Consider the following 23,142-nt stretch of genomic DNA (forward strand, 5'->3'; position numbering starts at 1 on the left):
TGCCTCTTTTGACGCCGCTACAAATCTTGTCCATTACGAGATCAACGAGCGCTTCATAAACTACACCTTCCTTACTTCTTGGAGGTGTGAATTGCCGATTACAGCTTCTTCGACGGCAATCTTCGAATAAACCGCAACATTTTCCATCCGGACGCCGTCTAGAGGGTACCCATTGGGAAATGATTATATTATTTGGAGGGATACCATGATGAACAAATTGTTGAAGAAGCCGATAATGTACCTTATGCTAGTTGCGATTTTCAGTATGGCATTAAGCGGTTCCGCTTATGCCCATAAAGGCAATGACGACTGGAACAAACACAATGAGAAGAACAGTATCGATGCGGCTACGGCAGTAACCTTGATCGTGAAAGGCTTGGATTTAAACATCGATAACATTCGTTTTATTAAAGAACCGAAGGCAAGCGACTATTATACTAAGGTCAAAGACAACGCCTCTTATGCGGGAAGCTTCATAATCGCCCAGTTTAACGGGCTAGATCTTCCGAAAGATATTAATCCCTCCGCCAAAGTGACTAGAGAACAGTTCGTCAAGTGGCTGTTTGGCGCTTTGAGCCACAAGGGGGATTATGCATGGATTGAAATTTTCCAGGAAATCGCGGACGCTAACCAAGTTACGAAAGGGTATATGGACAGCATTCAGAAATTGCTGATTGCTAAGATTGTTACGCTCGATAACAAACAAAAGTTCCACCCTAAGAACAGCGTCACAACCGCTGAAGCTTCGACCATGATTGCCAGAACCGTGAACTTTATCAAGAATACGAAACCTGCGCCAATTCCTGAAACTCCGGTCTTAAATGACGTTAAATTAACTTCGGACAAAGAATCGGATACCGTAACTCGGGTTACGATTGCCGCTTTAGCCCCCAATCCGGGTTATGGCATCGAAATTACAGGCATCCAGTTCGTAAAAGGCGAAGCCATCATCAGTTATAAAGCGGTGCTTCCAGATCCCGATAAAATGTTCGCGCAAGTGATTACCGAAGTGAAAGCCGTTACCTACGTTCCGTCGAGCTACAAGCCGGTATTGGGGCAGCTTCAACCTTCCGACTCGGTTTCTGCCGGATCTAATGCAACTTCCGTATCTTCGGGACAGTAAGCAACTTTGTATTCAGGCGGTGCGAAACCTGCCGCATTAACACCGATAGCAGCCTCAGGCATATATGGCCTGAGACTGTCCACAAATCTCCCTATGACGGATGGATCGTACCATGAGATCCATCCGTTTTGTTCGAATATTGGCCTCATTCCGAGCACCTCGCTGCGTCGGCCGCCGCTTCCGTCACCGCTGAAGAAGTCGTCTACGACAACTCGGGGAGCCGTAACAGACAGTAACCGCGCGAAATCCGGGGTATGCGGCAATATGGGCGACACCGCCGCTTGAGTGTCGATCCCTGCATCCCTTAATTGCCTTAATGCATTCAACCTACCTGCCAACGGAGGCGCTGAAGGCGTCAGAACGCGCCTAACGTCCTCGCGGTCGGTTTCAACCGTCATGCTCACCCTCACTCTATCCTTCAGTTGCTGAAGCAAATCCATATCACGGACAACAAGAGGGCTTCTTGTCTGCAGTAGAACGAAATCCGGCGGTTCATCCACCATAACCTCGAGCAGGGATCGCGTAACTTGCGCGCTAACCTCTATAGGCTGATAAGGGTCCGTTGCCGATGAGAAGAAAATGGCGACGGACCCTTTGCTTTTGGCTTTAGCCAACTCGCTCATAAGCTTCAGCGGTTCGGCTTTCTTGGCATCCACCCAACTCCCCCACGGCTCGCTCCGGAACAAACCTACCGGCAATCGGCGAACATAACAATAAGAGCAACCAAACGAACAACCGACATAAGGATTCAACGTGTGCGTATACCCTTCCAAGTATCCCGAAGCCGGGGTTAGCCATCTGGCTGTACCCATTTATTTACCATCCTCCAAAATCGGAATATACCAATCAATCTCCTCAAGACCTTTCTCACGCAGGAAAGCATTACATTTTGAAAAAGGCCGACTCCCCCAGAAGCCGTTATAGGCCGATAATGGACTGGGATGCACCGAGTTCAGCACGAAATGTTTGGTCTCGTCGATGTAACGCCCTTTATCTTGTGCATGCTTGCCCCATAAGACGAATGCCACAGGCTTTTCACGCTCATTAAGAAGACTAATGATCTTATCCGTATAAGTTTCCCATCCCAGCTTGCGGTGAGAGTTCGGCACACTTTCCCGTACCGTAAGTACGCTGTTTAGCAGAAGCACCCCTTGCTTCGCCCAATGCTCCAAAAATCCGTGGTTGGGAATCGGACAGCCGATATCCTCCTGCAATTCTTTGAATATATTCTTTAGCGATGGCGGCAATTTAATGCCGGGCAGTACCGAGAAGCTTAGTCCATGAGCCTGATGTGGTCCGTGATACGGATCCTGACCTAGAATAACTACCTTAACATCCGCATAAGCGGTTAGCTCAAGCGCACGATAGACGTCCGTCTGGGGCGGATACACGGTCTGCTCCCGATAATTCTCCCCCACGCGCTGAATAAGCTGTCTGTAGTAGGGCTTTTCCTGCTCATCCCTCAGCAATTTTCCCCAGTCATTCTGCAGCCCCGCAAGTAGGCCTGTCCCCATACTAACCCTCCGCTTTCCCAACTATTGACCTTAATTATAGCAAAAGAAGCTCCCCAAGGTTGAGGAACTTCTCGATTCATTGATTAAGTATGTGGTGCCGAGGACGGGGGTCGAACCCGTACGGTAGTCACCTACCGCAGGATTTTAAGTTTGACGAGCGGAGGCAAAAATCGATATGCCTACGGCGTCTTACGTTATCCGTCGTATCAAGCACGTCTTATTAGGTGCGTTCGCGGAACACTTTTACGGATGCTTACCGAAGGGTTAAACGGAGGCTATCCGAATCCTGCGTTATGCCGGCGTCGTTACTCGAAAATAGCGCGCCCCATAACCTAATCCGATAATATCACCGCGAGGTAATTACGTCAATTAAACGAAGAAAAACGACCCACCTACGGGGTTTATTCCGCAAGTGAGCCGCCTAATTAACGCTTATTGTCCGAGGTCTATGTCGATGAACTCTCCGCCAGCTAACGCGACACCGCTGTCCGCGCGTAATGTTAATCCGCTAATGCCCGCCGGTGTTTCGAATATGACGACGCGCGTCCGGCTTAATCCGGGATTTAGCGTTTCATAATATAGCGGCTCGTCCTTGCCTACGTTGCTGTTGCGGTCAAACGCCTTGTATGAATTGCCGGATTGATCGCGCAGCTCGAATGAATTAGCGCTTATATCGCGCGGATTTACATCACCGTTAGTTATGCGTATCTTTACAACTACGAATTGGTCCTCCGTTTTCGTTTCGTCATACCCCGATTTGAGCACGTCCGTAACGGTTACTCCGGAAACTTTATACGTAAACGTTCCGGCCTTGGCGTCCTGACCTAGTTTATAAACGGGGATTATAGCGGCCGCGGGCGTTTCAACGATCGAAATAGGCGAAGAAGACGTAGCCACGGGATTTTCATTGCTACCGTTACTTGCGAATATCCCCGCTATAATTATAAGTAGAATAATTACCCCAAGTGCCCAGTATAAAATTTTATCGCCTTGTTCTCTTTTCTTTTTATGATCACCTTTATTTACCGGCTTTACTTTTCCGTCGATGTGCATCCTCATATCACCCAATTCTTAGAATAAACAAAAAAAGACCCTTCGACAAGATTCTACGAATATATACGTAGTTCCTGCCGAAGGGTCGCGTTTACTATTCAATTATTTTCCAACGGATATCCCCGCCACTTTCCGCACCTCATCCGCTAACCGGTGTATCTCCGGCCTATCCGTTACTTTCGCCGCTCCCCACGCCGCAGATAAATGCGCGATAACTTTTTCCGCATCCTTAACGTTCATCTTCGGTTTAACCTCCGTTATTGGTTTCGTAGGTACCGCGCCAAGCGCCACCACTCCCGCGATGAATTGCGCGCGGTCGACGCCGCTACCCGGACACGTTTTCGCGCTCGTGTAATCGCGGTGAAAGTGGACGATCTCAGTTCCGCGCCCCATTAGCGTCATCACCGCGCGGCATAATCCGAGCGCCGTTCGGAGTTGTGCACCCTCTAACCGTTCGCAGCCGCGGTCAAAGTTTCCGACCATCTCGAACATGAACGGATGCACGCCGTCATTATCAGAGTCGTTATAGTCTTCGGCTGACGCAGGGGGAACGAGTAGTGAGCGTCCTTCCCATACGTAGCCGTCCGGATCAACCGTTGCGTGCTGCCCGATATCCGACCAACCGCGCGTACCCGTATGGAAACGCCACATTGCCTGAACGATTTTTAAGCCGCCATCCTTACGGAATTGGGCGATCGTTGGCTTCCACGTTCCGTGTACGTGAACCTCGGAGAAACGGACTCGTGCGGCTGCTGGCGCTAGGGCTTGCGTGATGTATTCTTCGAGTGTGTACCGCTTAAACGTCCGTCGGTTTACCGCGGATTTCGCCATTATCACTCACGCCTCCCTTTTCGCGAAGCACCGTTACTAAACGTTTAACGACGTCCGGCAGCGGCAAGCCCGCACGACCGTAGTTTTCGATAACGGAGAGTAGTTCGTTCGCAACGTAAAAGTAAATTGCGCTGCCCATGACGACGTCGATTCCGAGCAAAACATCCGCACGATGGGCGACGAGGATAACGAGAATCATAAGACCCTTATTCGCGAAGCCTCGGCGTCCGATTGACGATTTAACGCCGGTCCCTTCCGCGATAGATGCGGAGATTCCGGAAACGATGTCCGCCGCGATTACCACGAGTAGGAACGTCATTGCCTCCGTCCAGTGTCCGAAAGCGAACGTAATAAAAGCGCCCAAGAGCCCGGCGCTTACGTTGATTATCGATTGTCCGTTCATATTGCGTAAACCTCCGTTATGATACCGTAATATATTCGTATTCGGCTTGCGTGATCTTCCCTTCGGCTAGGAGTGCGTCCAGTTTTTCTATCGTAACCTTCGGGGGATCGGCGTTATAAAGCCGCTTTAAACTTTCGACTAGTGTCCGCATTAAATCACACCTCCGTCAATTAATTCGAGCGTATATTCGTCGATAGCCGTAGCTTTTTCCACATTGATTAAATTATCTAGACGATGCGTCTCAGCTTGATGGATAGCAAGCTCGTCCGCTTCCATGCGTTGATATAAGATTGCGGTAAGCAGTAGTTTTCCGTCTACTCCTTCGTCAAGTAGCGCTTGCCCTTGCAAGTGTTCGTCAGCCGAGATAAACGCCGGAGTCTCCCGTACAAGCCGCCTGACAAGATCAGGAGCCTCATCGATCGGCACGATCTCAACGTACCCGCCAAGCTCCGTTTGTACACGAGAAATAAGCGCAACCTCTGGCGCGCTGTGTGGGTTATAAATATATATGGCTCTCATATTAGCCTCCTATGCGATTTGTTGAGTATGGATGGTTCCTGCGCTGCCGGATGTGCCTGCGCCGCCTGCTTCTCCACCAGAACCAAGCGCGCCTCCGGAACCTCCTACACCACCATTTGATTGGACAGTTCCATTGTTTGTATAGGCCCCCTTATAAAATAATGCGATAACTCCGCCTCCAGAGCCACCACCACCACCGCCTCCACCACAGCTTCCACCGCCACTATAATTACCCGCGGCCCCGTTTCCACCATTACCACCATTAGCCGATAGCACTCCACCGGAATTAATTGTGATGTTATTACCGCACACTATTTCTATCAATCCTCCAGAATATTGACCATTACTCCCGACTGACGTAGAACCAGAAGATACGCAACCACCACTACCGCCCCCACCACCACCAAAACAGGACCCACCTGCTGAAGAAACTGAAACGTTTGTACCAGAACCCATTCCACCACCACCGCCACTTCCATTAGACCCTGGGAGTCCATAAAACCTACAATCGACGGCAACTTGTTTAGATAACGTCACACCAACACCACCACCAAGTTCACTATACAGAATACTTCCACCTTGACCGCCCGTCATATTTTGAGTTGATGGGTCAGACGCAGCTCCGCCAGAGCCTCCTCCGCCAAATCCACCGGCATTCAATCTGCCAGAGCCGCCGATTCCAACTTGTGTTTGTCTCCCTGTACTGAAACTTGAGCCGCCGCCATATCCTCCATTCCCGCCGTAACCACCACGCAATGCTTGTAGCACTGTCGTAAGTTGATAGTATTTCTCCAGTGTCTTCGGCGTGTCGGTGTACGTGGCTGTGTAGGTGTATTCTGCGACAGGCGGTGTAAAATTGGCTGTATACATTGCTTTGCCTTTGACTACGCGGAATTCGTCGATCCAGCCGTTAAAATTATTCGACGTGTATTCTCCAGCACGTCCTATCGCAAATTTATTAAGGCAACGCTGGATTTGCATTCCCTGTGCTAAAACGGATATCTCAGCGTTCCCGTTCAAGTATAACTTCAGGTATTCACCGTATTTAACTATTGCAACATGATACCAAGTTGCTGTATTTAGTGATGTGGTACCGTCTGCTGTTATTTGTGATGGATCACCTTGCTTGTGGTAGATTAGTCGAATTCTCGGAGTCGTAGTAGTAGCGACACCTATCGAACCATATGCGGTATTTACATCCGCGCTACCAAATACGTAACCCAGCGCCGCAAAGCTATTCGGTCTCATCCAAAAATCAATTGTAAAATCACCACTACCAAAACTAAAATCATCACTTGCAGGAGTATCGATCCATTGATTCGTACCATTTAACGAAATGGCGTGGCTTCCAAATTTTTTATTTGTTGAATCAAATGTTGCTGCACCATTGTTTGTCCATACTTTGCCATTATCATCTGTAATGCTGTTATTAAAATGAAGCAGTGACGATGTTTTCGCATTGTACTGCCCTTTCTTAGTAACGAGCATCGGGATGACTTCGCCGTTCGGCGCTAACCCGGCTTTTTGCGACATGTCGATTGTACCCGTTATATCCGCGTTACCTTGACAGTAAATAATAAGACCGCGGCATGGGCTGTCCGTGGTCATTGCGTATCCAGCTGGAAGAGTCAACGACGAGTATTGTTTGATTACGATTCCACTATGGATTGTGACAGGATACATGAGTCGCCATACAAAATTTGTTTGAGTATCAAAAGGGGCAATCGCTCCATTATAATTTATTGCGACCCCTTGACAACTAAATGTGCAATTTGATCCACCCGCTTTTAACACTAACCGCCAGTATCTACGATATTGATTCCCCCCCGAAAGACCAGAATTCGCATCAGCTGTAGTAATCGGGGTGGTTCCTACTTCAGTCCAAGTAGACGCATTATCTGACCATTGCAATGATAATGTTCTTGTTCCCACTGAAATAGTTCCGACGAATATTCGCATACCAGTCGGCGAAGACCCGGCGCTGCCGCTAAGATACTGTTGACTGCTAAAGTCAATTTGGAATAACACTTGATCGGATGCATTTGAAAGGGTACTGGTTGTGAATATCGTCCCCGCGTTCATATCCCACAGATTAGCCACTGTCCCGCCATTAGGCGCTGTCGTCCCCGTACTGAGTATCGTTGCTGGGTTAAATGCTCCGTCTGAACCATCGCCGAAAAAGTTGGTTAGTCCACCAACGTTATTGCTTATCCCGGCATTACCTATTGTTTTAAGTCCTCTTTGCATGTGTTTATCCCTCCACGCCAGAGATGATGCAATCTACAGAACTTCCAGCGCTTGCAAGCCCTGTAATTAGATCACCGCTGTTAATTACCGTTGAGAGCGCGAGGATAACCGTCGCATCTTTCGTTCCCGCGACATCAAGTGTATAACCAGTAAGGACGGATACGCCCGCAATAACTATGGTTACATTGACGGCAACAGCGGTTTTATTCGTCGCCACAACCTCTTTGACCATTGCGCCCGCAGCCGGGGCAGTATAGAGCGTTGCGCTTCCCGTGGCTAGTGTTCCGGCATACATTTTCTTTTTAGTTAGTGCCATCGTTATACCCCCATCCAATGTAAAATATCTAAATCGTTATGTGCGTCGTTTACGGTCTTTACCGCACTTGGAGTTGCGGCTTCTATTGTGCTCGTGCTATTAGTCGCGCTGTTTAATTTCGTAGGGATTTGTTGAAACGAGAGTCCCGTTGTCCCTAGCGTAATCGGAGCGTTTGTAACGAGTCCCCATTTTGTGTCAGCCTGCGTTGACCCCTCGCTTACCCACACTTCAAACCCGGTTATAACTTTCGCACTTGTATCTGCGTCTAAAGCACGTGACCAAGCTCCCGTCGCCACTACGTAAATTCCATTTTGTGATGCCGTAGACTGCGCCTTGACTAGAACTCGATCGCCTGCAATCAGCGCGATACCGTCGATGGTCTGCGTTCCAGATAATGTAATGTTTCCGATGGTTGCAGCGCGTACCGAATTTTTATATCCCAATGATTGCAGTTCTGTGAGAGAAGCCGCTCCCGAATCGATAGCATCAATCAGCGCCTGCTGAGACGCGAGCGTAAACGTATCCGTCCCGACCGGTCGCGGTAATGATAATCGCGGTGTTGTAGTCGCCATATTACGTATATACCTCCAGTTGATTCCACGTTAAATTAAGTGCCGTCCACGCGGACCACGTTAGATTTTTCGCGTTAACTTCGTTCCACGTCAAAAAACGGAACACGTAATTAACCACGAGGTGAGCCGGTAAGATATCGCGAATCGCCGCCTGTATATCCGCTAGGTTGGGCGGAATTCCAAGCGTTGAGATAAACGTGATCGTCACCGTATATGTCGCATTATTCTCCGTAACAGTTACGTCGCCATTATCGTAAGCTTCCGCAACTTGCTCGACTAGCGCCGGTGTAACCGTACCGACTCCGCGCAGCTTCGATTTAATAACGGAGCGCCGCTGATCGATCGGCTTTAATTCGTCAACAGCTACGCCGAAAATCCGTTCCCACCGGTCAATTCCCCACGTAGCGGTATCGATAAAAAACTGGTCGAGGACGCTATATACCGCGGAATTAATCGCGGCCAACTCGTCCGCTTCTCGGTCAATCACGTTATTTGCCGGCGCCACGTCCGCGTAATAAAGCGGCAGATAATCGTGCATTGCGCGGTTAATTTCGCCAAGTGTCCGCATTACGTAACCGTCACCGTCCCAAGAACCGCCACGCTGCCGTCAGCGATCGGTATATTCGACGTGCCACCGTTTACTGTTAAACTCACGTAGTCGATAATTGGCGGAATATCGAGGATTACGTTAGCGATCCGCGTATAACGAACGAGTGGGTCGACGAACGCGAGCGTTGCGAGGTACGCCTTAACTCCGGATTCGATTAGCGCCTTAACTTGCGGAAGCGTCGCGCCCGGCGCCAGTGTCACGTCTACGCTAACGTTTATCGCGACTTCCGTTGCACCCGCCACTGTTACCGTTGCGCCTATTGGACGTTGCGACTCGATATAAGCCGTTGCTTCTGTAACAACTGACGGAGCCGGCGCGGTTTTTTCATCGTCGAGAAGCACGACTTTAACGGTACCGGGGCCGCTCCAAACCGGATACACTTTCGCATCGGATACGCCCGGCACTTCGAGCGCCCATTGATGATATTGATTCGCGTTGCCTGACGTTGCCGGCCGCCGAGCCCGTTCGAGATATCGCGCGAGTAGCGCCGCGTTCGACTCCTGATCCGCGCCGGCATCAAAGTTAACCGAGTTTGCGACCGTTACAATACCGACGAGATCGCCGAGGAGTACGTTAATCGCGTTGATCGAAACGTTACCGCTTGCCCCCGCGCTCTGAGCCTCCGCATTAACCGTAATCACCCCGCCGCTTATCGTGCCGGCTGCCGTCGTTACGAAATAAATCGGAGTCGTTCCGCCCGTCGACGCGATCGTACCCGTTGGAATAACCGTACCGTTCGGGCCGCTAAACGTGAGTGTACCGACTGATTTTACGGCTGTCTTCCGCGTTAATCCGTATTCATTCGCGCGTAGATCGAGATAGGGTCCGCTCGCTGTGTCAGCGAAACCGGCGGATAGAACGTTATCAAGCTCCGTATAGGCGAGCGCTAACTCGATCGAAGCTGGCGAAAGAAGGTCGTTCGTTACAGAGCCTTGACGTTTATCGATATCCGCCGGGCTCGCGTCAAGCATCCGCTGTAAGATCGCTGCTTTTGTCTGCGTTTCGTACACGTTAAATTGTCACCTCCACCGGAATTACTTCGTTGTCTACCGACACAAAAAAAGACACGAACAATTTGTCCGAGTCTCTTCTTATTTCGAAGCCATATACGTTATCAATCCGATCATCGTAGATAAGTGCTTCGCGTATGGCGCGCGGTATTTCTGATTCCAATAGCGCGGCGGAAACGTCCTGTCCGATGATGTCTTCGATCTCACACCCGTAGTCGAAATCGTATATTGCGAATCGGTAACGTGCGGTGCGAATCGCTTTATCAACGAATTGCATAATCGCGGCATGGCCGTCAATGGTTCCGTTGAGATCGAGCGCGTATGTTTTAAGCGGGAGGACGACGGTTATCGCGTTTTCCTCTTCCGTTGCTAACGGACTAAACGCCATATTAAACGCCTCCTATTCGATCAATCACGATATACCTCTGTCCATCGTTTACCGATGCAACGCTAATACGGTCGTTAACGTTCAATGCCGCTTCGTATTCGATGTCAACCGGAGCGCCGCCGCTAATAGACGCCGTCCGGGTATGTTGCGTAAGATGCTCGCTGATAACGAGGTCGTCCGCGTCGAACTCAATCGGGCAATTGTCGACTTTTATACGGATGGCAGGCAACGGAGCCAGAACGGTCGCAAATTCGATGCCTACGCCGGAATTACCGCCGAGCGCCTGAATGACGCTGCGCAACTTAGCCCGCCCGCTTCCTTCGACCATTTCGATAGGCATCCGTTAACCTCCGTTCACCCTTTGGATTTGCTCAATCAACGTATCCGTGGCGCTTTTTTCTTTCGCCTTTTTCTTTTTCTTTTTCGCCTTGACCTCTTCAAACGCGTCCTCATATCCGAGTTTCGGCAAGTCGTCCGTACGCGATAATGTTACACTCATTCGGTGTATTCCGTTCTCAAACGTATGCGTATCGGCTGTTACGTAATAGCCGCCAACAATTTCCGTCATGGACTCGAAAGCATATACGGAAACGCCCGAAATGACTTCCGTTAAACCGAGCGCCTCAACGGATACCTCCTCCGTAACTTTCCCGAGGTCTTTTAACCGTTGCTTGGCGAGTTGTTCGATCTGAGATTGATTGAGCTTCATATCCGCTCGCTCAACGTGCTGCATCGTTCCATACTTCGCAATTAACGAGGCGTCCTTCATAACCGCACTTAACGGTTTTTTATCCTCGTCGCCACCGATGACCTTTACGGACGTCCGCATATCCTCGATTGATTGCGAACGGTTAGCGCTCAGTATATTTACGCCATCTTCGAGCATCCAACGGACGACGGTGCCCTTCTTCTCCGTAAGATTAAGGCGGCCGCTCTCCGTCCACACTCGGAATTTGCGTCCGTTTTGCTTACGCGTTTCCGTAAGTGCCGCGGTAATCATCGCCCATATATCGGCTTCACGGAATATAGCGCGAGGAATAACGTAACTCGTATCCGCTAATGTACCGACAGGGATTCCGTAGGAGATACAAAGATCCTTTACGAAAGCGGACGCAGTCATGCCGGTAAATTTCCGCGTGTCGGAATTCTTCGTTAGATAAACATTCTCGTCATACGCCGTTATCGTCGCGTTCCCGCGATCATCGATATCGTACGAAAAGATGACTCCGCGAAATAATCCGATGAAGGCTCCATTTTCCTCCACGTAAAAGCGGAGTTCCTTACCGAGCGTAAATTTAACCGCTTGATCCTCCGCATTGACTGTATTAGAAAGCGCAATCATTAACGTCCGGTGCGGGAGCCCGTCATCTCCGGACCATGTTATGGATTTCACGAGCGATTCGATATAATACTCGTTGTCATATAGAAGCTTAATTTTTACCGACACTCGGAATCACCAACTTTTGGCCCGGCTGTAATAGGTTCGGATTAGCACCGATTACCGTCCGATTCTTATCGTAAATTTTCCGCCAATCATCGCCGTTACCGTAAACACGGGCCGCGATTTTCCATAAGGAGTCTCCGCTTTTAACCGCGTAAGACGACGGTGTTTCCTTCGTTGACGGACGCATGGCGGCAATCCGTACCTCCGGTGACTTCTTCGCGACATCTCCGAACTTACGGGAAGCGCCGATAAACACGTATTCCTTCATTTCTAACGCATAATACACGTCACCCGGTTCGCCGCCGCGCTCTCCGAATGTAAAATTACGGATTGTAGCCGGGATGTCAATGCCGGCGCTACCCGTCACGACGAATCGGACAGGTTTGCCGGATTTTTGCCAACGTTCAATTTGACGCGCCGCGGACCACGGTTCGGGAAGATTGGAGTAAGCGCAGAAGGATTCGTTATGGTCACGCGGGAAGAACGACGATATCGTATACGAACGAAGCTGATTATTACCGATCACCGTGTACTCTCCGAAATTAGATACGGAGACATCTTCGAATCCGAACGGCGAGTTTACGGTTATCTCAGCGGGATTTACAGGAAGCTGGAGCGTCTCCTCTTCGTTATTAAACTTCAGCCAAAACTCCACATAACGCCTCCTTTACTGCGCAATAAGGTGCGCCAATTTAGCGGCTATCGAATCGATATCGCTGTCGTTACGAACATGGAACGTATTCCCCGTGACGACAACGGAAGGCTTGCCGCCTCCGCTGCGTTGATCTTCGCGATATGCGGACGCTTCCGTACGCGTTAATACCGTCTCGCCAGAGTGTAAGCGTGCCGGAAAATTATCGTACGGTACCCGGTCGAGTCCGGAGGCGAAACCCGGAGCACGTGAAAACGGACTATGAATATACTTGTCGAAGCTTAGATCATCCAATCCAAAAAACGTCGACATTTTTTCGCCGAAGTTCTTATTTGAGTCGGTAAGGTTCTCACCAATAGCCGATGCTCCTGGAATAACAACTGTAGCCGCAGCCGCAGCTCCCTTCATAGGCAATGATCCCGGCGTAGCTACGAAAGCCATAACCGCTGCCATCTCAGGGTTTTCCTTTGCAAAATCCTTTAATCCAGTCAACATTCCATTTCCAACCGCTAGACCGATCTTTTTTGCCGCGTCAACTAGTGGTCCTGATGCATTCAAAGCGGTCGCTATCGTGTTTATCATTTTCTGAGTCATTGCTTGGAGTTTTGCTGAGCCTTCGGCAGCCATCCAAGCGTTAAACGACTTCATCAAGTCTTCATAGACGAACTTAATTTTGCCCTCTAAGGTCGTAATCCTCTGAAACTCGGGATTATTCGTGAAATGATCGTTTAGGTATCTGGACACCTTCTGTGTCATCCGGTCAACTGCCGCGGTGATTTGCGGTGTATATTGATCGACCATATCCGCTGCACTCGTCGCGAACCGTTTGATTAGCGGCATTGTCGGTAACAACGCAGATATCTGTAAAGTCTCGATTGCGCCATTGAATTGTTCAACCGCTCCGGCCGCGTTATCCATCTTCTTCTTCGCAACGTCAAGCGCGGATACCTTCGACATCTCCTTGCGAAAGTCCGCGACGCCATCCGCACCTTCGTTATACAAGATATTCGCCGCACGCACCGCGTCCGTACCGAACATCATCTCGAGCGCGAGTGACCGTTGTTGATTCGTTAACTTTCCGAGTGACTTACGTAAAGTCCCGGAAATAGTCTGTAACGGCTTAATATTACCTTTTGCGTCATAGAACGCATTCGAACCGTCTTTCGTAACGAGGCCTAGCGCTTTGAATAAGGCAATTTGCGATTTGGTCGTCGGTTGTAAGTTCTGCAGCATCGTTTTTAGCGATGTTCCGGCGTCCGATCCTTTTAATCCGCTATTAGCAAATAGACCAAGCGCTATATTCGTATCTGAAAACGTGAACCCTACGCCTGCCGCAACCGCGGATACGGCTGCAAGTGAAAGACGTAATTCTTCAACGCCAGTAGCGGAGGCGTTCGCAGTTCCGGCGAGAATGTTCGAAGCCTCTGCCGCTTTCATGCCGTCTTTTTTGTACGCGTTCAACGCCGTCGACATGATTTCCGCGGCGTCCGCGAGCCCAAGTCCTCCGGCCGTAGCGAGATTAAGCGCCGCCTCAAGTCCGCCCGCCTGCACCGTTGCTGGAGTGAGTCCGGCCTTCAATAACTCTTCGATACCTTGCGCAGCCTCTAGTGCGTTATACTTCGTTGCAGCGCCCATCTTCAATGCGAGCGACTGCATCTTTGTCATTTCCATACTAGTTGCACCGGTTAACGCCTGAATCGTAGACAATTCCGCTTCGAAATTCATCGCTTTACTTACGGAATCGCGGGCGAGATCATATGTTTTGTATGCAGCGGCCGCGACTCCGATAGCTCCTGCTAGTTTAGCGAAATTTGGAACGAGATTACCGAGCGAGAGCCCAAGTTGCTTATTTCCCGCGATAAACCTACCGTTAGAATCGCGTAATCGACCCTGCGCATCTCGATAGTTTCCGGTTGCTCTATTCGCCATCTCCGTAGCCCTTGTTACGTCGCGAAGCGCGCGGGAGGCACCGTCGTCGCGTATTCTTATCCGTCCAATTAAATCGAATGCCACTCCGGTTACCTCCTCTCCGCTGCTTTACGTGCTTTTTCTTCGTCCTCAAACACGACGCTCATTGAAGCGTACATAAACATCTGATGACGCCTGTCTTTCGCGTAAATCTCGTCGGGCGGGATGTGGTGCCGCTGAAAAATCTCATGCAAAAGAAACGGAACACCGCCCGCCCTAATTAGTTTTTTGCGTCTTCGATTAACTCGTCATCATCGCCGAATCCGGACAAGTCGAGTACCGTCTGAAACAGCTTTACGATTTCCCCCGGCAACAACGCCTTAGTTACGCAATCCGCCGCGTCGGTAGCTTCGTAATGTTGGATGAGCGTTTTATTGCTAAAATCCGGATCGACGCAGCCTTTTACGACTAGCACCGCATTAAACAGGTTGTTGTCGAGCTTCCGTTCGCCGCGCCCCGTAGGTACCGTTGCTTGGTCGTTCGCCTTACGTAGTTCCTCGCTAGTCAGCGCCTTTACCGAAAAATGCGTCTTCAACCGTGGAATATAAACTTGCGATTGTTGATCGAGTGTTGCGCCTAGTAGTGCGTCGAGTCCTTTAGTAGCCATTTATCGTTTACCTCCGCGTATCGCGTTTTATTTTCGAAATTAAAAAGGCGAGCCGGATTATCTCCGCACTCGCCGAAAGAATCCCGCTATTAAACGGGACGAATTTTGTCTATTACGTCGGAACCGGAGAACACGAACGTTAATTCCTGTTCAACAATCGCGCCAACTTCGTAATTGATAATCGGAATCTTGTCAAACGTGACCGCCTTGAGACGGACGCGGTAAGCGCCGAAGGATTCCGGATCATCTAGTTTAACAATGAGTTGCGTTGTGTACGGCGAGCTTTTATCGTCAGCTACTTGGAGCATCTTCTCAATAAACTCCGAAGTAACCATATAGCTCTTAATTGTGCCGGAGCCCTTGAGCGTGGTCGTCTTATTGCCGATCCAACGCGTTCCGGCGACTTTGATTTCTTCGAGTCCGATCTCAATTGACGCGTCGACTCCGGTTACATTCGAGAGCCAATTACCGTCCTCGTCGTAAAGTTGTCCGAAGCTACCGTTAATTACTTTCGTTGCGTTTAATGGCGCAGCCATATCGTCACCCTTTCGTTAAATTAAATGTTGACCGACAAAAAGATCCGCTCGATCGAGTCGACCTCCGTATAACTAATCGATAGGAAAACGGAGTCCCCAACGCTCGGCCTTTGCGGATCAAGTGTAACGGTAGGCGCGCTTAAGACCCCGTCAGCACCGAGGCTTTCGAGGTACGCCAAAATAGCGACGATGAGCGCCGCCTGACCGTCCGCGTTGTTATTGAGTTTACCGATATAATTATCCTCGGCCGTACGCGAAACGTCGGTCGCAATCGCTTGGCGAGCGCGGATTGAGCGGATTTTTTTCTTCGACGTAACGATGCCTTGTACGACTTTCACCTTTACACCGTCGTGGATAAGCAGAAGCGATCCGGCCGCGAGCGAAGTATCAATCTGCGCGTTTGTCAGACGTTTTGTAACGTCATCAACAGGCGCGACCGTGTACGTAATCGAACGGTTAATAGCGGTTCCCGCAATCAGACCGGCCACCCACGGCGCAAACGCAGACGAGGTATACGATGTACCGCCGATGACCACGCCGTTTATCAAGTTAACGATATAGTCGTCGGAGTTGAGCGTCGAACGCGTATCCCCTTGCGTAGAGGTCGCGTCGGTTGTCGCGTCCCCACCGATTACGACTACGAAGTGTTTGCCGGCCGTACGATTCGCGCCGACCCACGTTTTAATCGCGGCGTGCTGCGTCGTATTATATTCGCCGTCGAGGACAAACACGTTATACGGACGCGTATCGAACGCATTACGCATCGCGGTATACGCGGCCGCATCGGGGCTAGCCGGCATCGTATAAACGAGTACCTCCTTCGCGCCGCCTTGGAGAGCGAACAGTATCGATTTAACGTTAGCGGAGCCGAACAGCGCGACCGCTTCCGTTTCGGTCGTAACCGTATAAAACGTAGTCGCAACCGCTGTACCGCCGCTATACGCTAGTAACGGAATAGCCACCGTACCACGGGCGCCTCCACTAATCTGTGCCGCTGCAGCTTGGATATAGTTGATAAACAAACCGGGACGATTTGGAAGAGATGTTGGGTCCCATGATCCACCTGCCATGCAAAAACCTCCTTTAAAATAGAAAAAGCGCCCCGCTTGGAGCGCCTTAATTTTGCGTAATACCTACATGATTAATTAACGGATAGGCGGTTTGTGTGCGAGCCTCGCGGCTTACCAATTCGAGCATGCCGATTGATACGTAACCACCGCTCTCCGACTCGACCGGTTGCGAATAGGAAAACGATTCGACGCGGATTCCCTGCGAAATACGTTCCGTTTGGTACAACGCGTCCGAAAGTCCGTCCATTTTCGGAATGACATCCTCCGGCCACTCACCGACGTACACGATTTGATACTCGCGATTAGCGCGAAAGTGATAACGCGTTTCCGTCTCGCGATCATCACCGAGAAAACGGATGTAAAACGTATCCTCGACGGGCTTTTCGGGAATGGTTTGTTTACCGGTAAGGGAACCCGGAAACTTCGTGCGTATAAACGCCTCAATCGCGAGGATCTCGTTGATTACCGCCACGTTACCACCCCGCCCCGTCTAAGCCCGTTTGGATCTCGCGTTCGATGTCCGCCTGCCATTTAGCCTCGTTTTTCTTTAACGGGACTTCGAGGAATCGCTTAACGGTACCTGGCGTCCGCAGTCGTTTATCGCCCGCGTTAGCTTCGTGAATGTAATACGCATAGTTGAAACGTCGGCCGGATCGCGATTTGACGACCGCATTTGCGCTGACACTTCCGGATAGATTCAGTCCGGCCCCGTTAATATCGCCGACCGATATCGTTTGTCTTAACGTACCCTCTTCGATAGGCGCAACGTCTACCGCGTCCGCTTTCCACTCGTCTAGCGCGTCGTGCATGCCGGTTCGTGCTGCCTTCTCGATAACTTCCGCTGCACTATCGAACATGCTGGCGAATTTCGAAAGGTCTAGCTCGAACTCAAACGAAGATGACGCCATTACACGTACACCTCCGTTAATAGCGGTTTTCCGCCGATGCCCCTGCGCGGTTCGATCGATAATGGCTTACGTGAAATAGTAACGCCGATTTCGTTCGTAAACGTTAAAGTATCTTCATACGAAATCTGCGGTAATTTATCGAATATGACGCTCATGCTCGATACTACTTCCTTGCCGAATTGGTTTTTAACAATACGCGTCTCTTCGGTTACCCGAGCTTTCAGCGTTGTCTCAGCGCCGGGTGTCGCGTGTCCCCATCCGGTATCAATTCCCGGCCGCGTTATCAAAACGGATTGCTTTAACGGAATTATCGCCATTACAACACCGTCCATCCTACGCGTCGAGATCCGAGCTTAACGCCGTTCTCTGCGCCAATAAGATCCCGTGATGTTTGCGGAATAAACCGCGCTAAATCTCCGTTGGGGCTTCCGACTCTATTATCTTTGAAATTGAATGAACCAACCTTATCGACGCTGAAGCTAGTCAACCCATGCGTAGCTAGGCGGTTCGTATCATTGAATATGATCGCGAGCACGTTCGCAAACTCATATACAGCCGCGTCGGGTATCGTATATTTTGGATAAGTGACGGTCAATGTACGCTCGGCGACGTTTAACGTTCGTTGTTTTTTCGCAGCGTCAGAATCCGTCCAGTCCTCGATATCGATACAATTTGCGCTAATGTAGATGTCAGCGAGCGTTACATTCTGCGCCAACTACGCCACCCCCGATATTTTGCGGAGGCGTTCGCGTTAGCTTTACGCGCAGGCTTAACCTCCGTTAGTGCTTTCGGTTCCATTTCCGTTTCAACGCGCTCGGCGTCCGTTATCGAATCAAGTACGGCGATCGCTTCCGTATCGTCCGTTACGTAGCGGCCAGCGCGGAAATAATGAATCTGCTCGCCAACGTAAAATCCGAGCTCCGGGTATCGCGATTTATATTCCACGTAGTCACCTCGTAAAAGGAACCCGCGACTATTACGCCGCGAGCTCCGATAATTAAGCTTAGTTAAGGCCTTTCAGACGACCGTGCGCTTTCTCTTGTTCGAATTGCAGCGTGTACTCACCGACAACCATACCGGTATCATAGTCACCCTTTACGCCGAGGTACGTATGTCCGAACTCACGGGTATTAAGCGGCTTGATCGCCATGCGGTTAGCATCGACAAGGAACAACTCATCCGGTGCTAGATTTTGGTTCAATACGATTTCGAACTCGCCGAAATCCGTAACGATACCGTCCACTTTATTACCGCGCTTGTTGTCCATCCGAGTCAGTTGAATCTTATTCGCATCGGTACCGGAAAGAGCAATTTTTTGCTTCGCTGCAACCATAATCTTGTAGTCGCCGCCAGTCGCGAAACCGCCTGCGTCGTAGATTTTCTGAGCGAGCGTGTTGATTGCGCCGACCGCCAGCGGACCCCCTACATTGGTCACGTTAGTCGTGATCCATTGGCGGATACCTTTCATTTGGCGGATTTGACCGGACTCGTAAAAAACACCGTTGATAGCCGCTTTCTCCAGTTGGAGCGCCAGTTCGAGAAGTTTCTTTTGCTTTTCGTATTCGTACAAATTATCGATGCCGTATTGCGTAACAGCCTTCGCAGTACCGCTAACATCTACCGTGTCGTCAAAGATTTGCGTCAGGTTAGATTTACGTACACGCGCTTTGAAGCGAGATGCACGGGCATCTGCGCCCTCCGCGCCTTCAACGAACAACACCTCGATTTTAGCTGCATCGGCAATCGCAGCGGCTGTAGTGCTTGCGTAACCACGAGTAACCGTCAGCGTTTTCGTGCCGGTATTAATCGCGGAAACGTACAGAAGCTCGTCGCCGATTTTAACTACGTGACCGACGCGGAACGGCTCAACGTCAACAACTACGATTACTGTACCGCCGACAAGCACCGCGCCATTGACCGTGGACTCATCGCCGATCATTTCATCTTCGAACCACACGTGTTCAACTTGCGTTACCGGCGTGGAGAAGCCGAGCGCGTTGATCAACGGGGTTTGATGTGGATTAAGCAATAGGATTTCGTCAACTACGGATTCGCGTTTACCGATAAGAGAAGCGTTATAAATTTTTGGCACTTGGGAATTCCTCCTTGTTTTTTGAAACTAAAAAAGACCCCGATTTTCGGAGCCTTCGCGATTGATTGAATGTTAATATTCAAAAATGGCTTACTTACTGAGTTCTTCTTTTAAATCCGCGTAGGCGATGCGGTCTTCGATCCGACCGGATTTCCGCGCCTTCTCCGCCGCTTCTTTAAGCAGTTGTTCTTTCGTCTTGTCCGGTTTCTCATCGCCGTCACCGTTTGGTCCGCCAATGTTCTTAGGCTTCGGTTTTTCTACGAGATACGGTTTATTCGTAATCAGCGCCTGAACTGCGTCCTTAACGCCGACAACGTTGCCCTCTTCGTCGACCTTAATCGATGTGAGATCGGCGAGTTTGAGCGCATCATCTAACGCGTCCGGACGTACGTTTAATTCGCGGGCAACCGCCCGAAACTCCGCATTTATTAGGCGTTGGTTAGCGGCCGTTAATGCGCGATCGCGGTCGGCTTCCGCATCCTCCGCGCGTTTGATTGCTGCGGCGGTATCCGCATCCGCACGTTCCTTGTCGGACATTTCCGCTTTCTTACGATCTTCCTCCGCTTGTTCTAGCGCAGCGAGTTTCGTTTTCATCTCGTCATGACCGGCGTACTTCTTTCGTTCACGTGCGAGTCGCTCCTCGATCTTCGCATCGAATTCTTCCTGCGTTAATTCGAGCTTTTTCGGCGGATCAACGGGCGGGTCGATAGGCGGATCAATTGGCGGTTCATCCGCGAATAATTGAAGATTCATATTCAACGGAAACTTACGTTTATTTTCGTTAGGCATTCGTTACCTCCCGCGTTAAGCGCCGCGTGCGCATGGTATCCGTATCAGTTTAATGTCATGTACGTTCGGACGAAGAAAAACCAACGCGGTTAAACGTCGGCTGGAGGATTACGCATTGGACTTACCAAATGTTTACAATTGGGATGAAAAATTTCCCTACGCGGTAAGTCGCCAATATACGGAAACGGCCCCGTCGCATCCGGTACGAGTTTCACGTACTTGCCTTCCCAATTAGCGCAGGCGTCCTTGGCTCCGTGACGTGAGATACGCCCGTAGAGTACGTCGCGATCGATCGCCTCGTTTACCGTAGCCTCGCGATGCGTTATCGCCATCTTTGTCCGCGTTACCATTTCGACGTAAACCTCCGGACGCCAACGTCGGCCAGCCGCGTCAATAATTCCGGTATTAACGGAGTCGCCGAGCTTCTTCCGCAATCCATCGAGAATATCGCGGCTTATCGTTCGCCGGCCGATTATTCCCGCTGCCGTGTTCGCGCGCATTGATTCGCCCGTTACCTGACGAACAGCCGATCGAACACGTCGCTCAACGTTTTGCGTAACCGCGAGTAAATCCGATTGAGTATCGGCGACTGCCGCCTTTACCATCTCGCTGTTCATACGGTTAAATTGCGGCGCCGCGCCGGGGTTCTCGATTTTCAACGAAGTCAATGCGTTGACGACGCCGTCTCGGGCAGCAAGCGGAATATTCTCCGCGACCCAAGCTGCAGACTCCGCGTTAAGTCCGGACAATATCGTAGCGACTTCCGCAAGGGCTGCGGATGAATTGGCGCGCGACATTTCCGTTACGTCCATACGGTTGAGCTCCGCAAGTATCGAAGTTATCGCGGCTTTATAAGCGGCTGTAAGCTTACCGATTTGATAGTCGTAAGTTGGCTCCGTTATCTTACTCATCCACTACCGCCTGAATCGTTAAATACGGCGCTATCAACGAAACCGTTAACGCGAGCCTCATCTTCGCATATTCGCGTTAGAATCTCGTCAATATGCGTGTCATCCACGTTATCCAAACGCTTAATCGCGGAGTGAACGTCGAGCGTCGGTTTATCACCGGTTCGGATAGCGGCGACTTCCGCATCATACTTCTCATCGCGAGGAATTCCGTCTTGCCACGTAATTTTCGGATAAATCGGCGTGTATGGAACGAAGCCCTCGACGCCTTTATTCGCAAAATTTTCGAGCTCCATCGCGGTCCATAACGCATCTCGGATCGCCTTATCAACGTGAACGCGAATCCGTTTAACCTTCGATAATATTGGCATAAACCGCGCCTTAATTGCGCCGGCATCCGTATGTGACGTACCTGTTCCGCCTTTATCGGAGGCGAGCGTAGTTCCGAAAATCCATTGTGGGGTTTCGCTCATTTGGAAGACGAGTCCGATTAAAATATCGAGTTCCTTAAACGCGCCGTCAAGTTGCGAGTTCCACGTCATGTAACCCGGCGTTTGATCGTCCTTAGTAACCGGAATGTATTTGCCGCCGAATCGGACTTGTGCTCCGTCGGCTCCGTCTTCGGTTATATCCGGGCCGTATGCCGCAGGGTCCGAGTGTTTCCAAAGGATATAATCGATTTGAACGAGACGGTCATTAATCGCGGCCAGTATCGACTCTAACTTCTCAACTCCACCCACGCCTTGCCAATCGTTATCAACGGACTTATACGGAATATGATGTACGAGCAAACGTGATGTTCCCGTTTCTACTACGTCCTCTGAACGACCCGTCTCGACTTGATCGCCGATTAAATACGTATCGATCGGAACACCTTCGGACGCGGAAACTCCATTTTCCGTTAACTTGTACCGTTCATATATGATGTAGCCGGGAATATGTCGCTCTACGTTCAGGTACGGTGCCGCCGTTGTTCCGAAGAAGAACGTTACGAGTCGGCCGTTATATTCCGGAAGCCACTCGACCCACGCGATATTAATCGCCTTGAAACGTTTACGAGATCCGCGGGATAACTCCGGAAATACGTGGCGTGCGTCAACGGATTCGATAATCGGTTCCGGTGCGTTAAGCGGTGCTTCATAACCGAGCGCTTCCGTTTCACTAACGTCCGCCCGCGGAGCATAGTACGTTTTGATAAACGAATCACCGCGGATGCCGGCGCCGATTACCGTTTCGTGAATGAGTTGCGTAACGTCGTTCTCTTCGACAATGCGATTGAGCGCGGATTGTTCCGCCGATACGTCCGGCTTTCCGCTATCAAACGAAGGGGGATCGCCGACCATCAAGTCCGCCGGCTTCGTCAGTAACACGTCCATTAAGTTTACCGCGATAAATAGCGTCTTAAGCTGTGCGGCGTGCGGCGTATCCTTTAACAGTGCCGATGCGCGATCGTATATTTCCGGATGCCGGCCGTCGAATACCGTCTTTCCGCGTTTATAGCGGGCTAGGCGTGGAATATCTCGAACGGGCGGGTACGCGGCTCCTGTCGCGAATAACTTCGTCAATTTGCGTCCTCCTTTCG

General features: G+C 50.4%; 30 protein-coding genes and 1 tRNA gene. 1 reads left to right on the top strand and 30 read right to left on the bottom strand.

The features are described from left to right. The first annotated feature begins 205 nt into the window (after positions 1-205). The gene (locus K7P76_RS21050) at positions 206-1,123 is read left to right on the top strand and encodes an S-layer homology domain-containing protein (protein ID WP_232187287.1); all 918 of its coding nucleotides are present in this window, start codon (positions 206-208) and stop codon (positions 1,121-1,123) included. On the opposite strand, the gene K7P76_RS21055 is transcribed toward K7P76_RS21050, so the two are convergent. The 30 genes from K7P76_RS21055 to K7P76_RS21200 all read right to left on the bottom strand — a co-directional run bounded on the left by K7P76_RS21055 (position 1,063) and on the right by K7P76_RS21200 (position 23,125). Beyond that, on the bottom strand, positions 1,063-1,935 hold the full coding sequence (locus K7P76_RS21055; RefSeq protein WP_232187288.1) for an SPL family radical SAM protein: 873 nt from the start codon (positions 1,933-1,935) through the stop codon (positions 1,063-1,065). The two genes, K7P76_RS21050 and K7P76_RS21055, sit on opposite strands and share 61 nt — an antisense overlap. After that, entirely contained in the window at positions 1,936-2,637 is a 702-nt protein-coding gene (locus tag K7P76_RS21060) for a uracil-DNA glycosylase (protein ID WP_232187289.1), read from the bottom strand. Positions 2,638-2,729: 92 nt separating this feature from the next. Beyond that, a tRNA-OTHER gene (locus K7P76_RS21065) sits at positions 2,730-2,823 on the bottom strand. A gap of 246 nt (positions 2,824-3,069) precedes the next feature. Beyond that, positions 3,070-3,690, bottom strand: a complete 621-nt coding sequence (locus tag K7P76_RS21070; RefSeq protein WP_232187290.1) for a DUF4352 domain-containing protein — start codon at positions 3,688-3,690, stop codon at positions 3,070-3,072. A gap of 102 nt (positions 3,691-3,792) precedes the next feature. Beyond that, positions 3,793-4,521: a peptidoglycan recognition protein family protein gene (locus tag K7P76_RS21075; RefSeq protein WP_232187291.1), complete on the bottom strand. Its 729-nt coding sequence runs from the start codon at positions 4,519-4,521 to the stop codon at positions 3,793-3,795. Then, on the bottom strand, positions 4,487-4,924 hold the full coding sequence (locus tag K7P76_RS21080; protein ID WP_232187292.1) for a phage holin family protein: 438 nt from the start codon (positions 4,922-4,924) through the stop codon (positions 4,487-4,489). The genes K7P76_RS21075 and K7P76_RS21080 overlap by 35 nt, the downstream gene beginning before the upstream one ends. A 16-nt stretch (positions 4,925-4,940) precedes the next feature. Then, positions 4,941-5,075, bottom strand: coding sequence for a hypothetical protein (locus tag K7P76_RS33200; RefSeq protein ID WP_255678679.1), 135 nt, complete (start codon positions 5,073-5,075; stop codon positions 4,941-4,943). Beyond that, complete coding sequence (locus K7P76_RS21085) at positions 5,075-5,443, bottom strand: hypothetical protein (RefSeq protein WP_232187293.1); 369 nt, start codon at positions 5,441-5,443, stop codon at positions 5,075-5,077. The genes K7P76_RS33200 and K7P76_RS21085 overlap by 1 nt, the downstream gene beginning before the upstream one ends. 9 nt (positions 5,444-5,452) lie before the next feature. Then, positions 5,453-7,690, bottom strand: coding sequence for a LamG domain-containing protein (locus K7P76_RS33370; protein ID WP_304518415.1), 2,238 nt, complete (start codon positions 7,688-7,690; stop codon positions 5,453-5,455). Positions 7,691-7,694: 4 nt separating this feature from the next. Then, complete coding sequence (locus K7P76_RS21100) at positions 7,695-8,006, bottom strand: hypothetical protein (RefSeq protein ID WP_232187294.1); 312 nt, start codon at positions 8,004-8,006, stop codon at positions 7,695-7,697. A gap of 2 nt (positions 8,007-8,008) precedes the next feature. After that, a complete protein-coding gene (locus tag K7P76_RS21105) occupies positions 8,009-8,578 on the bottom strand; it encodes a phage tail protein (RefSeq protein WP_232187295.1) in 570 nt (189 codons plus the stop codon). Position 8,579: 1 nt separating this feature from the next. Then, entirely contained in the window at positions 8,580-9,146 is a 567-nt protein-coding gene (locus tag K7P76_RS21110; RefSeq protein WP_232187296.1) for a putative phage tail protein, read from the bottom strand. Continuing rightward, positions 9,146-10,198, bottom strand: a complete 1,053-nt coding sequence (locus tag K7P76_RS21115) for a baseplate J/gp47 family protein (protein ID WP_232187297.1) — start codon at positions 10,196-10,198, stop codon at positions 9,146-9,148. Before K7P76_RS21115 ends, K7P76_RS21110 begins: the two co-directional genes overlap by 1 nt. Position 10,199: 1 nt before the next feature. Beyond that, on the bottom strand, positions 10,200-10,586 hold the full coding sequence (locus tag K7P76_RS21120; RefSeq protein WP_232187298.1) for a DUF2634 domain-containing protein: 387 nt from the start codon (positions 10,584-10,586) through the stop codon (positions 10,200-10,202). 1 nt (position 10,587) lies between these two features. After that, positions 10,588-10,926 (bottom strand): DUF2577 family protein, encoded by a 339-nt coding sequence (locus K7P76_RS21125; protein ID WP_232187299.1) that lies wholly within the window; start codon positions 10,924-10,926, stop codon positions 10,588-10,590. A 3-nt stretch (positions 10,927-10,929) separates the two neighbouring features. Continuing rightward, entirely contained in the window at positions 10,930-12,033 is a 1,104-nt protein-coding gene (locus K7P76_RS21130; protein ID WP_232187300.1) for an XkdQ/YqbQ family protein, read from the bottom strand. After that, complete coding sequence (locus K7P76_RS21135; RefSeq protein WP_232187301.1) at positions 12,017-12,685, bottom strand: LysM peptidoglycan-binding domain-containing protein; 669 nt, start codon at positions 12,683-12,685, stop codon at positions 12,017-12,019. Before K7P76_RS21135 ends, K7P76_RS21130 begins: the two co-directional genes overlap by 17 nt. A gap of 12 nt (positions 12,686-12,697) precedes the next feature. Next, a complete protein-coding gene (locus K7P76_RS21140; RefSeq protein ID WP_232187302.1) occupies positions 12,698-14,695 on the bottom strand; it encodes a phage tail tape measure protein in 1,998 nt (665 codons plus the stop codon). A 175-nt stretch (positions 14,696-14,870) separates the two neighbouring features. Then, complete coding sequence (locus K7P76_RS21145) at positions 14,871-15,257, bottom strand: phage tail assembly chaperone (protein ID WP_232187303.1); 387 nt, start codon at positions 15,255-15,257, stop codon at positions 14,871-14,873. A gap of 89 nt (positions 15,258-15,346) precedes the next feature. After that, complete coding sequence (locus tag K7P76_RS21150) at positions 15,347-15,793, bottom strand: phage tail tube protein (RefSeq protein WP_232187304.1); 447 nt, start codon at positions 15,791-15,793, stop codon at positions 15,347-15,349. Between the two features lie 20 nt (positions 15,794-15,813). Then, positions 15,814-16,863, bottom strand: a complete 1,050-nt coding sequence (locus tag K7P76_RS21155; RefSeq protein WP_232187305.1) for a phage tail sheath subtilisin-like domain-containing protein — start codon at positions 16,861-16,863, stop codon at positions 15,814-15,816. Between the two features lie 46 nt (positions 16,864-16,909). Beyond that, positions 16,910-17,335 carry a hypothetical protein gene (locus tag K7P76_RS21160; RefSeq protein WP_232187306.1) on the bottom strand — a complete coding sequence of 142 codons (426 nt, stop codon included), beginning with the start codon at positions 17,333-17,335 and terminating at the stop codon, positions 16,910-16,912. Position 17,336: 1 nt separating this feature from the next. After that, positions 17,337-17,771: an HK97 gp10 family phage protein gene (locus K7P76_RS21165; RefSeq protein WP_232187307.1), complete on the bottom strand. Its 435-nt coding sequence runs from the start codon at positions 17,769-17,771 to the stop codon at positions 17,337-17,339. Continuing rightward, positions 17,771-18,088, bottom strand: a complete 318-nt coding sequence (locus tag K7P76_RS21170; protein ID WP_232187308.1) for a hypothetical protein — start codon at positions 18,086-18,088, stop codon at positions 17,771-17,773. Before K7P76_RS21170 ends, K7P76_RS21165 begins: the two co-directional genes overlap by 1 nt. Further along, the gene (locus K7P76_RS21175; protein ID WP_232187309.1) at positions 18,088-18,486 is read right to left on the bottom strand and encodes a hypothetical protein; all 399 of its coding nucleotides are present in this window, start codon (positions 18,484-18,486) and stop codon (positions 18,088-18,090) included. The genes K7P76_RS21170 and K7P76_RS21175 overlap by 1 nt, the downstream gene beginning before the upstream one ends. Further along, positions 18,471-18,716 carry a hypothetical protein gene (locus tag K7P76_RS21180; protein ID WP_232187310.1) on the bottom strand — a complete coding sequence of 82 codons (246 nt, stop codon included), beginning with the start codon at positions 18,714-18,716 and terminating at the stop codon, positions 18,471-18,473. Before K7P76_RS21180 ends, K7P76_RS21175 begins: the two co-directional genes overlap by 16 nt. A 58-nt stretch (positions 18,717-18,774) precedes the next feature. Further along, positions 18,775-19,863: an SU10 major capsid protein gene (locus K7P76_RS21185; RefSeq protein ID WP_232187311.1), complete on the bottom strand. Its 1,089-nt coding sequence runs from the start codon at positions 19,861-19,863 to the stop codon at positions 18,775-18,777. Between the two features lie 90 nt (positions 19,864-19,953). Continuing rightward, positions 19,954-20,652 (bottom strand): phage scaffolding protein, encoded by a 699-nt coding sequence (locus K7P76_RS21190; protein WP_232187312.1) that lies wholly within the window; start codon positions 20,650-20,652, stop codon positions 19,954-19,956. An 89-nt stretch (positions 20,653-20,741) separates the two neighbouring features. After that, complete coding sequence (locus tag K7P76_RS21195; protein WP_232187313.1) at positions 20,742-21,563, bottom strand: phage minor capsid protein; 822 nt, start codon at positions 21,561-21,563, stop codon at positions 20,742-20,744. Then, the gene (locus K7P76_RS21200) at positions 21,560-23,125 is read right to left on the bottom strand and encodes a phage portal protein (protein ID WP_232187314.1); all 1,566 of its coding nucleotides are present in this window, start codon (positions 23,123-23,125) and stop codon (positions 21,560-21,562) included. Before K7P76_RS21200 ends, K7P76_RS21195 begins: the two co-directional genes overlap by 4 nt. Between the last annotated feature and the right edge of the window lie 17 nt (positions 23,126-23,142).

This window comes from Cohnella silvisoli (assembly GCF_021190915.1).
Lineage (GTDB): Bacteria > Bacillota > Bacilli > Paenibacillales > Paenibacillaceae > Cohnella > Cohnella silvisoli.